This window comes from Streptomyces mesophilus, from assembly GCF_011044995.1.
In the GTDB taxonomy this organism is placed as follows: Bacteria; Actinomycetota; Actinomycetes; order Streptomycetales; family Streptomycetaceae; genus Streptomyces; species Streptomyces mesophilus.
Genome location: NZ_JAAKZW010000089.1, coordinates 19678 through 30086, shown reverse-complemented (window position 1 = coordinate 30086; position 10409 = coordinate 19678). Strand labels below are relative to the sequence as shown.

The following is a 10409-nucleotide window of genomic DNA, read 5'->3' as shown; positions in this document are numbered from 1 at the left end:
GCCCAGATGCCCGCCCGTATGACCGAAGACGTTGCCGCTCTGCTCCACCGGGGCACCGTGATCCCCGCCCATCCTCTGGCCCTCGACGCGGACCGCCGTCTCGACGAGCGGCGCCAACGCGCCCTGACCCGCTACTACATGGACGCAGGCGCGGGCGGCCTCGCGGTCGGTGTGCACACGACCCAGTTCGCCCTGCGGGAGCACGGCCTGCTGCGGACCGTCCTGGAACTGGCCGCGGAAGAAGCCGCCAAGCGCGCCGAAGGGCGTCCCGTGGTGCGGATCGCCGGTGTCTGCGGGCCGGTCCGTCAAGCGGTCGCGGAAGCGGAGACGGCCCGTGAACTCGGTTACGACGCCGTCCTGGTCTCCCCGGCGGGACTGCCCGAAGTGGACCTTGACGGCCTGCTCGACCGTACGGCGGCGATCGGCGAGGTTCTGCCGGTGATCGGTTTCTACCTCCAAGAGGCCGTCGGCGGACGGTACTTGCCCCGCTCGTACTGGCGACGGCTGGCCGACCAGGAGTCCACCGTCGCCGTGAAGGCGGCCCCGTTCGACCGCTATCGCACCCTCGAGCTCGTCCAGGGCATCGCGGAATCCGACCGCGGTCCCGAGGTCGCCCTCTACACCGGCAACGACGACAACATCGTCGACGACCTGCTCACGCCCTTCCACGTGCACGGCCCCGGCGGTCCGGTGGTACGGCACTTCGTGGGCGGGCTGCTCGGCCACTGGGCGGTCTGGACCCGGTCCGCCGGGCGGCTCCTCGCCGACGTGCACGCCGCCCGTGCCGGTGACGCCGCGGCGCGTGAGCGGGCCCTGGCCCGCCTCGCGGGCGACACCGACGCCAACGCGGCCGTGTACGACGTACGGAACGCCTTCGCGGGAGTCATCGCCGGCGTGCATGAAGTGCTGCGGCAGCAAGGCCTGTTGGACGGCGTGTGGTGTCTCGATTCCGCGGAGTCGCTCTCGCCGGGGCAGCGCGAGGAGATCGCCCGGGTCCGCGGTCTGTACCCATGGCTGGGGGAGGAGGACGGCTTCATCGCCGACCGGCTCGCGCGCTGGCTCACCTGACCGGTGTGCCCAGCCCTCCCGTCCGCCCCGCTGGATCCGCATCCTTTGTGGTGCTGGCCGGCGGGTGTACGTACCCGATGACGACAATGGAGCCGACACGTGTCCGCCACGCACGGAGGCAGCAGACCATGACGCCGGACGACTGGTTCGACATCCTGTGCAGTCCCCGGGCCGACGCCCGTATCCCGGATCCGAAACCCTTGTCGGATGCGGAGATCGCCACCGCGCTCGACGTGTTCGCGATTCCCGAACCCGACCGGATCCCGCTGGCGGCCACGCTTCCCGACCCGCGGCGCACCCCACGCCTGTGGGAAGCCCTGCTGGACTGCCGGCGCACCTTGTTCACCACCCCCGGCGCCGTGCGGTGGCCCAACGCACCGGCGGAACTCGGCGAGGCGGGCCGCTACTTCTACGCCCACCTCTGCTTCCTCTCTCTGTCCCACGCCCTCACCCTGCGCGAGGCCCGTGCGATCCCGGACGAGGTGACCCGTGCGACCTTCGCGGACCTCGGCTCCAAGCTCACCACCTACCGTCTCGCCCACGGCATCGGCGGCTTCGACCGGCAGACCTGGATCATCCGCCACCTGCGCGGCACCCTGCACCGACTCGGCCGCCTGCAGTTCGAGTTGCGTACGTACGACTCGCCCTCCTGGGGAGCGCAAGGCGCGCCGGCCGGCGGCCCGGGCGAGGACGAGCCCGTCCTCGACGTCCACATCGCCGAAGACGGACCGCTGACCACCGCCGCATGCGATGCCTCCGTCGCCGCGGCCCGCCCGTTCTTCGCCCGCCACCATCCGGAGCACCCGGCGGCGTTCGCCACCTGCCACTCCTGGCTCCTGGACCCGGCGCTGGGGAATCATCTGAAGCCCCACGCAAACATCGTGTCGTTCCAGCGCCGCTTCACCTTGCATGGCGACAGCCCGGTCTGCGACGAGGACGTCCTGGAGTTCGTCTTCCACACCCGTCCGGGCACCACGTCCACGGCAGCCCTGCCGCGCGACAACACCCTGCAGCGAGTCCTGCTTGACCAGTTGGACCGCGGCGGCCATTGGCATCTGCGCCGCGGGTGGCTCCGTCTGCCGTGAGCCGGAGCCACCCGCGGCGCAGGGCCGGGCCGCGCGCTTACATCTTGGGCATCAGCACCGTGTCGACGATGTACACCGTCGCGTTGGCGGTCGGCACGTTGCCGCAGACGACCTTGGAGGAGTCGTTGACCGTGTAGTCCTCACCGGATCCCGCGGTGGTGAGCTTGCTCTTCTCAAGGGTTTCGAAAGAGCCGTCCTCCAGCTGCGCGGGGGTGAGCTTCTGCCCGACCACGTGGTACGTGAGCACCTTGGTGAGCGTCTCCTTGTCGGCGAGGACCTTGTCCAGGTCGGCCTTCGGGATCTTGGCGAAGGCGTCGTCGGTCGGGGCGAACACCGTGAGGTTCTCCGCGTTGTTGAGCGTGTCGACCAGGCCGGCCTTCTTCACCGCGGTCACCAGGGTGGACAGCGCCGGGTTGTTGGAGGCGGCGGTGGCGACCGGGTCCGCGGCCATTCCGTCGAAGCTTCCCGCACCGTCCTTCGGTACGGAGGCACAGGCCGGTCCGAAGGGTCCGGTCATGGGGTCGGCGCTTGCGCTCTTGTCGGCGGACTGCGTCGCCTTGGGCGTCTTGTCCGCGGCCTGGTCGGTGCTGCCCTTGTCGTCGGAGCACGCGGCGAGTGCGAGCGGCAGAGCGAGCGCGGCGGTCGCGGCGACGGCGACGCGGCGAAGACGGAGGGTGGTGTTCATGGTGTTCTCCTTGGGGGTGGACCCGCAGGGTGCGGGCCTTGTCACTGGCTCGTGGGGGAGGGGGACGGGATCAGGTCACGTTGACCACCACCGAATGCCAACCGGAGGCGCCGTCCGGGATCGTGCGGGTGCGCGCACTGGTCTGTGGGGTGCCGGTGCCGTCGGTGGCACGGACCTGGAGGGTGTGGGAGCCGGAGGTGGCGGCCCAGTCCCAGCGCCACTGCCGCCAGGTGTCCAGGGAGCCCTCGGGAGCCAAGTCGGCCCTTTGCCAAGGTCCTTCGTCGACGCGTACCTCGACGCGGTCGATGCCCCGGTGCTGGGCCCAGGCGACGCCGGCCACGGCGACCTTGCCGGCAGCCGGGCGGGCGAACGGCTTGGGGGTGTCGATACGTGACTGGGTCTTGATCGGCGCTTCACGCGCCCAGTCACGCTGGACCCAGTACGGGTCGTACGCATCGAACGTGGTCAGCTCGATGTCCTCGATCCACTTGCAGGCCGAGACGTAGCCGTACAGGCCGGGCACGAGCATCCGGACCGGGAAGCCGTGCTCGAAGGGCAACGGCTCGCCGTTCATGCCCACGGCGAGCATTGCGTCGCGCCCGTCCATCACGGTCTCGACCGGAGTGCCGAGGGTCATCCCGTCGACCGAGCGGGCCACCAACTGGTCGGCGGGTCCTCCGCGAGACGGCGGGCGGACGCCCGCCTCGTCGAGGAGGCTCGCCAGGGGTACGCCGAGCCAGCGGGCCGAACCGACGTAGGGGCCGCCTACTTCGTTGGAGACGCACGTCATCGTGATGTCGCGCTCGATGAGCGGCCGGTCGAGCAGCTCTTGGAATGTCAGGGTGCGCGGACTGCCCACTCCCTTGCCGTGCAGGCGAAGACGCCATCCGCCGGGGTCGACCTGGGGGACGCGAAGCGCCGTATCGACGCGGTAGAAGTCCCGGTTGGGCGTGGTGAAGGGGGCAACGCCCGCGATCCGGAGGTCCACCGCGCGAGCGAGCGGCGGGGCGGGCGAGGCGGGGACGGGGAGCCTGACCCTCGCGCGGGCCGTGTCCGCCGTGGCGGACGAGTTCGCCCGCAGTGTCCGTGCCGCCGCCCCCACGCCGGTTGCCGCGACGGCCACGCCCGCGGTGGCCAGGACGAAGCCCCTGCGAGGAAGGCCCCCGGTGGTCGTGGCACCGACTTCCGCGACCACCGGGGAGTGCAGCTTGCCCGCCAGGACGTACAGGACGACGGCTCCGACGGCCGCACCGGCCAGGGCCGGCAAGGCGTCGAGCGGGCCGGCCGCGTCCGGCCGGGAGAGCGCGGCCGCCGCGCCCAGCGCACCGATCAGCACCACACCGGCCGCCGCGATCCGCCGCGTGCGCTGCGCAAGGATCCCCAAGCCCGCCGCGCACAGCGCGAGGACCGCGAGGACACCCAGCTGCAGCACCAGCTTGTCGTCGGTGCCGAACGTCCGGATCGCCCAGTCCTTCACGCCCGAGGGCGTGCGGTCGATCACGGCGCCGCCGACCGCCGTGACCGGTCCCGCTGAAGGCCGGGCGCCGACCGCGACGAGCTCCGCGACGGCCAGCGCGGCATACCCGGCGACCAGGCCGCTCAGCGCGGCCCATGCGCCGCGCGCTGCTCTCGTTGTCCCTGTGCTCACACCCTTGATTCGAAACGGGGGCGGGGCCCGGCTTGGTCGTTCACCCGATCGTGTCCCCTTGCCCCGCGAACCCCGCAGGTCACGCAGGCCCACCAAGCCAGACCCTTCCCGGCTCCGAATCACCTGTGCGGGGCAAGACATGTCCCGCTCACGGACGAGGGGCGGCATGACACGCAAGCAACGCACGGCGGTGATCGGCAGCGGTATCGCCGGACTGACAGCGGCATACCTCCTGCGCGAGGCCCACGATGTCACTTTGTACGAGCGCGACGACCGGCTCGGCGGCCACGCCCACACCCATGACGTGGTGTCGGGCGAAGGGCGCGCGCTGGCCGTCGACTCGGGGTTCATCGTCCACAACGAGCGCACGTATCCCCATCTGCTGCGCCTGTTCGCCGAGTTGGGGGTGGCCACCCGCGAGACCGGAATGACGATGTCGGTGCGGTGCGAGGGCTGCGGACTCGAGTACGCGGGAGCGCGCGGCCCCCGGGGGCTTTTCGCCCGCCCGGCCAACGCCCTGTCCGCGCCGTATCTGTGGATGCTCGGCGAAGTGCCGCGATTCCACCGCGCCGCGCGGCGGTTGCTGGCCGACGGCTCCGAGGACCGCCGCACCCTGGGGGAGTTCCTCACCAGGCACCGCTTCTCGCGTTACTTCGTCCGGCACTTCGTCACGCCGGTCGTCTCGGCGGTCTGGTCGTGCGCGCCCGCGACGGCGCTGCGCTATCCCGCGCGCTACCTGTTCGCCTTCCTCGACCACCACGGGATGCTCACGGTCAGCGGCTCCCCGACCTGGCGCACCGTGGTCGGCGGGTCCCGCAGCTATGTGGAGCGGATCGGCAAAGAGCTCGGCGCCGTGCATCTTTCGGCACCGGTGCGGGCAGTGCGCCGCGGCCGCGACCGGGCCGAGATCCTCACCGAGGACGGCACGGCCTCCACGTACGACTCGGTGGTCATCGCGACCCACCCGGACCAGGCGCTGCGTCTGCTCGCCGATGCGACCTCGGACGAACGGCGCGTCCTGGGCGCCTTCCGCTACTCGCGCAACGCGACGCTGCTGCACACCGACCCAGCGGTGCTGCCGCACCGCGCGGGCGCCCGTGCGGCCTGGAACTACCGCATGCCCAGCTGCACTGCCGGCGCCGAACAGGTGCGGGTCAGTTACGACATGAACCTGCTCCAGGGCTTGGACGCTCCCGAGTCGTACGTGGTCACGCTGGGCGACGACGGCCGGGTCGCCGAGGAGCGGATTCTGGCCCGCATGGTGTACGAGCACCCCTGCTACACGCCGGACTCGGTGGCGGCGCAGCGTCGGCTCCCGGGCCTGAACGGGCCGGTGACCGTGTTCGCCGGGGCCTATCACGGGTGGGGGTTCCACGAGGACGGCTGCCGTTCGGGTGTCGAGGCGGCCGCGGCGCTGGGGGTGCGGTGGTGAGCCCCGGACCGGCGTCGCTGCGCCGGCGGACACGTACGCGCGACGAGGCGGCCACGCCCGAAGCCCCGGCGCTGTACCCCGCCCTGGTCACCCACGTCCGCACCGCACCCACGCGCTACGCGCTCGGCCAGCGCACCTACCTCTGGCTGGTCGACCTGGACCGGCTCCCGGTGCTGCCCCGCCCGCTGCGCGCGCTGGCGCGGTTCGAGGGCCGCGACCACTTCGCCGGGCGGGACGCGACGATCCGCGCCGGCCTTGAGCGCTTCCTGCGGGCGAACGGGATCGAGCCGACGGACGGGCGCGTCCTGATGCTCGGCAACGCCCGGGTGCTGGGCCATGTGTTCAACCCCCTGACGCTGTACTGGTGTTACACGCCCGACGGCCGCCTGCGCTGTGTGGTGGCGGAGGTCCACAACACGTACGGCGAGCGGCATTGCTACCTGCTGCACTCGCATTCAGCGCGAGGCGCCGACGATCCGAGGCCGGCCGCGAACGGTACGCAGGACTTCGAGGCGGCCAAGGAGTTCTACGTCTCGCCCTTCTTCGCCGTGTCCGGGGCGTACCGGATGCGGCTGCCCGTGCCCCGCGAACACCTGCGCCTCACGGTGCACTTGGAGCAGGACGACCGGCGGCCCTTCACCGCCACGGTGCGCGGCGAGCGCCGGCCGGCGACCGCGTCGACGCTCATGCGGCTCCTGCTGCGCCACCCCTGGTCGACCCTCGCCGTGTCCGCGGGCATCCGCCGGCACGGCATCCGGCTGTGGCTGCGCGGCCTGCGCACCGTGCCACGTCCCCCTCATCCCCGGCAGAAGGGAATGCAGTGAGTACGTCTGTCTCCGACGCGTCCGACGCATCGTCGCGCGAAGGATCCGCACCCGGCCCGGCTCCCGTGCGGCTGCGGGCGGCCGATGCGGACCGGTGGCCCGACGTGGCGTCCGTCCCGCCTTGTCCAGCGCCGCGACGGTCCGTCGCCCGGGCGCTCGTGCGGCGGGCCCTGGACCGGCTGCCTCTGCGGGCCGAGCTGGGGGCCGATGAAGTCCTCGGCCAGGGAGGGCCGTTGCTGGTCGTACACGACGAACCCGCCTTCATGAGCCGAATCGCGGCGGGCGGGCTGATCGGTTTCGGCGAGTCCTACATGGCGGGGGAGTGGGACGCCGAGGACCTGACCGGGGTTCTCGAAGTGCTCGCGGGCAACGTCGCGACGCTGATCCCACCATCTCTGCAGCGGCTGCGCGGACTGTGGGCCGTGCGTCAGCCCGCCGCGCACCGCAACACACCCACGGGCGCGCGCACCAACATCCATCGGCACTACGACCTGTCGAACGACCTGTTCGCCCTGTTCCTCGACGGCACCCTCACCTACTCCTCCGCCTGCTTCGCCGAACTGCCGGCCACCCACGCACAGCTCACCTCCGCCCAGCACCGCAAGATCGACCTGCTGCTCGACCTGACCGGCGTCGGACCCGGCACCCGGATGCTCGAAATCGGCACCGGTTGGGGCGAGTTGGCGCTGCGGGCCGCAGCCCGCGGGGCGTACGTCCGCTCCGTGACGCTCTCCGCCGAACAGCGGACCCTTGCGCGTGAACGTCTGAGAGCGGCGGGACTCGACCACCGGGCCGAGGTGGAACTGTGCGACTACCGGCAGGTCGAGGGCGAGTACGACGCGATCGTCAGCGTCGAGATGATCGAAGCCGTCGGTGCGGAGTTCTGGCCGGACTACTTCCGCTGCCTGGACCGCCTGCTCGCACCGGGTGGACGCATCGCCCTGCAGGCGATCACCATGCCGCACGAGCGGATGCGCGCCTCGGCGGGCACCCACACCTGGATCCAGAAGTACGTCTTCCCCGGCGGCCTGCTGCCCTCCGTCCGCGCGGTGGAGGAAACCCTCGCGTCGCACACCACGCTGCGGGTCGAGGCGCGCGCGGGCTACGGCGCCCACTACGCCGAAACGCTGCGGCTGTGGCGCGAACGCTTCACCGAACGCGCCGCCGAAGTCGACGACTTGGGCTTCGACGCCACCTTCCGCCGCATGTGGACCTTCTACCTCGCCTACTCCGAGGCGGGCTTTCGCTCCCGCTATCTCGACGTCCAGCAATTCCTGCTCACCAGGCGCGACGGCGGTTCCCGATGACCACCACCGGATTCGACTGGGGCTCCTTCGCGGCCCAGCTGCCCGTCACCGCCGCAGCCGCCCTCGGCGTGCTGCTCGCGACCTTCGCCGTCGCGGTACGCAAGGATCTGCACCGGCTCGTGGACGTCGCCTGGGGGCTCGCCTTCTGCGCCGTGGCCGTCGTCGCGTACGCCCTGTCCGCGAGCCAGGGCGATGACGGACGGCGGCTGTGCGTCGCCGTCCTGACGGTCGTGTGGGGGCTGCGGCTCTCCGTGCATATCGCCCGGCGGGGCCGGGGCCACGGTGAGGATCCGCGCTACGAGCGGCTGCTCTCCAAGGCGCCGGGCAGCAGGGCGGCGTACGCCTTGCGGATGGTGTACCTGCTGCAGGGAGCCCTCGTGTGGCTGGTGTCGCTGCCGGTCCAGTCCGCGATGTACATCAAGGGGGCGATGACCCCGGTCGCCGCCGCCGGAGCGGCGCTGTGGCTCCTCGGCATCGCCTTCGAGGCCGTCGGCGACCGGCAGTTGGCACGGTTCAAGTCCGATCCGGCCCACCGCGGCCGGATCATGGACCGGGGCCTGTGGTCCTGGACCCGGCACCCCAACTACTTCGGCGACTTCTGCGTCTGGTGGGGCCTGTTCCTGTTCATCTGCGACTGGCCGCCGGCTGCCGCGGTCACGGTGATCGGCCCCCTCGTGATGAGCTACCTCCTGACCCGCGGCAGCGGCAAGGCCCTCCTGGAGCGCCACATGGCGGACAGGCCCGGCTACGCCGACTACCGCGAGCGGGTCAGCGGCTTCTTCCCGCGGCCGCCGCGCAAGGCGGCGGGAGGCTGAGGCGGCGGGTACGAGCCGGTGCGTCGGACGGGCCCGACGCACCGGCGGCGCCCCGCGGGGGACTTGAACGGCGCCGTAGCGGTCCTTCGTCTTTCACCGCCCTAGGCAGGGAACGCCATCACGCCCAGCGGCTCCGTCGTGGGCCGGGGTGAGCCGCCCGCCGGTTCCACCGTGAGGCCCATGCCGCTCGCCCCGTCGATGCGGCCGTCGAGCAGGACGACCCGCTCGGCGCCCGACCCGCGGAACACCCCGGCCGGGCGCATGATGTCCCCGTCGTTGAACCAGAGTTGGTACACCTTGCCGTCGGGCAGCTCCGGGAGGCCTGCGGCGACGAAGGCCGCGCGGTCCTGTGCGCGCGAGACGATGACGGTGCCGCGTGCCCCGTCGCCGAGTTCACCGGCCGCCACTTCGGCGTCCGGCGCGGCCAGTACCGCCGCCAGCTCGTCCGCCCGCTGCTGTGCCTGGCGGGCCTGCGACCGGGCGTCCTCGGCCGACTCGTGCTGCCACACGGCGATCCCGCCGAACGCCGCGGCAGCGGCCAGACATGCCGCAAGGGACAACCGGGGAAGCGCGCGGGCCCAGGTCTGCAGACGACCGCGCGAAGGCACCTCGGGCGGTTCCTGCCGCACGGTCTGGATGCGCTGCAGCACGTGCTCCCGCATGCGTGGGGGCGCGGGCGCGGCGACGGCCAGCCCGAGGCGGGCGGTGGTGGCCGCCAGCTCCGCGACTTCCTGAGTGCAGGCCTCGCAGGCGGCCAGGTGGCGCTCGAACTCGACACGTTCGGCAGGGGCCAGCGCGTGCAGCACGTAGGCACCGGTGGAGGTGTGGAGGTCCGCGGCGGTCACGCGGTCACCCCCAGGCAGTCGCGCAGTCGGATCAGTCCGTCGCGCAGGCGGGTCTTGACCGTGCCCAGCGGGAGGGTGAGGAGCTGGGCGACCTCGCGATAGGTCAGCCCGCGGTAGTAGGCGAGGGTGACCGCTTCGCGCTGCAACGACGTGAGCGCTCCCAGGCAGCGGCGCACACGCTGCTGTTCCAGGCGGCTTTCGACCTGCTCGGTGACCTGGTCGTACGCGGGGGTCTGATCGAGGAGCGCGGCTTTGTGCTCGCGCGCCGCGGTCGCCTCGACGGAGCGGACCCGGTCGACCGCACGCCGGTGCGCCAGGGTCATCACCCAGGTCATGGCACTGCCCTTGTCCGGACGGAACCGCGCGGCGGTCCGCCACACCTCGACGAGGACCTCCTGGGCGACCTCCTCCGACTGGGCCGGATCGCGCAGCACGCTGCGTACCAGACCGAGCACGGGAGCACTGACCTGGTCATAGACCTGCGTGAACTGCTCCTGGTCCCCCCGTGCCACCGCGGCCAGCGCCGCGGCAAGATCCACGCCCCGGGAGGGGCGGGTGCCGGCGTCGCTGCTCTCTGTTGCCCTCACGGATCTCCCTCATCGCCTGTGCGCATGTGGTGAAGTCACACGCCACGAGTGATTCGATGCGACCCCTGGTGGCGGATTGGTCTCGAGGCAGAAGACTTCGAGGCAGAAAGCCC

The 10409-nt window shown here is 71.9% G+C and carries 10 protein-coding genes; 6 read left to right on the top strand and 4 right to left on the bottom strand.

Features of this window, described 5'->3' with window-relative positions; genetic code table 11:
• The first annotated feature begins 6 nt into the window (after positions 1-6).
• Both G6045_RS21115 and G6045_RS21110 read left to right on the top strand, forming a co-directional pair.
• Entirely contained in the window at positions 7-1068 is a 1062-nt protein-coding gene (locus tag G6045_RS21115) for a dihydrodipicolinate synthase family protein (RefSeq protein ID WP_235968132.1), read from the top strand.
• A 128-nt stretch (positions 1069-1196) separates the two neighbouring features.
• Positions 1197-2153: an acyltransferase domain-containing protein gene (locus tag G6045_RS21110; RefSeq protein WP_165333594.1), complete on the top strand. Its 957-nt coding sequence runs from the start codon at positions 1197-1199 to the stop codon at positions 2151-2153.
• Positions 2154-2190: 37 nt separating this feature from the next.
• Here the strand turns inward: G6045_RS21110 and G6045_RS21105 are convergent, their stop codons facing one another.
• Together G6045_RS21105 and G6045_RS21100 are read right to left on the bottom strand one after the other, a co-directional pair.
• Entirely contained in the window at positions 2191-2838 is a 648-nt protein-coding gene (locus tag G6045_RS21105; protein WP_165333593.1) for a fasciclin domain-containing protein, read from the bottom strand.
• 70 nt (positions 2839-2908) lie between these two features.
• Positions 2909-4495 (bottom strand): molybdopterin-dependent oxidoreductase, encoded by a 1587-nt coding sequence (locus tag G6045_RS21100; RefSeq protein WP_328707844.1) that lies wholly within the window; start codon positions 4493-4495, stop codon positions 2909-2911.
• A 157-nt stretch (positions 4496-4652) separates the two neighbouring features.
• Between G6045_RS21100 and G6045_RS21095 the strand changes: the two genes are divergently transcribed.
• The 4 genes from G6045_RS21095 to G6045_RS21080 are packed head-to-tail and all read left to right on the top strand — an operon-like array spanning position 4653 to position 8864.
• Positions 4653-5918 (top strand): NAD(P)/FAD-dependent oxidoreductase, encoded by a 1266-nt coding sequence (locus G6045_RS21095; protein ID WP_165333592.1) that lies wholly within the window; start codon positions 4653-4655, stop codon positions 5916-5918.
• A 17-nt stretch (positions 5919-5935) separates the two neighbouring features.
• Positions 5936-6742 (top strand): DUF1365 domain-containing protein, encoded by an 807-nt coding sequence (locus G6045_RS21090; RefSeq protein ID WP_165333599.1) that lies wholly within the window; start codon positions 5936-5938, stop codon positions 6740-6742.
• Positions 6739-8049 carry a class I SAM-dependent methyltransferase gene (locus tag G6045_RS21085; protein WP_165333591.1) on the top strand — a complete coding sequence of 437 codons (1311 nt, stop codon included), beginning with the start codon at positions 6739-6741 and terminating at the stop codon, positions 8047-8049. The genes G6045_RS21090 and G6045_RS21085 overlap by 4 nt, the downstream gene beginning before the upstream one ends.
• On the top strand, positions 8046-8864 hold the full coding sequence (locus G6045_RS21080) for a DUF1295 domain-containing protein (protein ID WP_165333590.1): 819 nt from the start codon (positions 8046-8048) through the stop codon (positions 8862-8864). Before G6045_RS21085 ends, G6045_RS21080 begins: the two co-directional genes overlap by 4 nt.
• Before the next feature lie 101 nt (positions 8865-8965).
• Here G6045_RS21080 and G6045_RS21075 read toward each other — a convergent pair whose 3' ends face one another.
• Entirely contained in the window at positions 8966-9709 is a 744-nt protein-coding gene (locus G6045_RS21075; protein ID WP_165333589.1) for an anti-sigma factor, read from the bottom strand.
• The gene (locus G6045_RS21070; protein ID WP_165333588.1) at positions 9706-10296 is read right to left on the bottom strand and encodes a sigma-70 family RNA polymerase sigma factor; all 591 of its coding nucleotides are present in this window, start codon (positions 10294-10296) and stop codon (positions 9706-9708) included. The genes G6045_RS21075 and G6045_RS21070 overlap by 4 nt, the downstream gene beginning before the upstream one ends.
• Between the last annotated feature and the right edge of the window lie 113 nt (positions 10297-10409).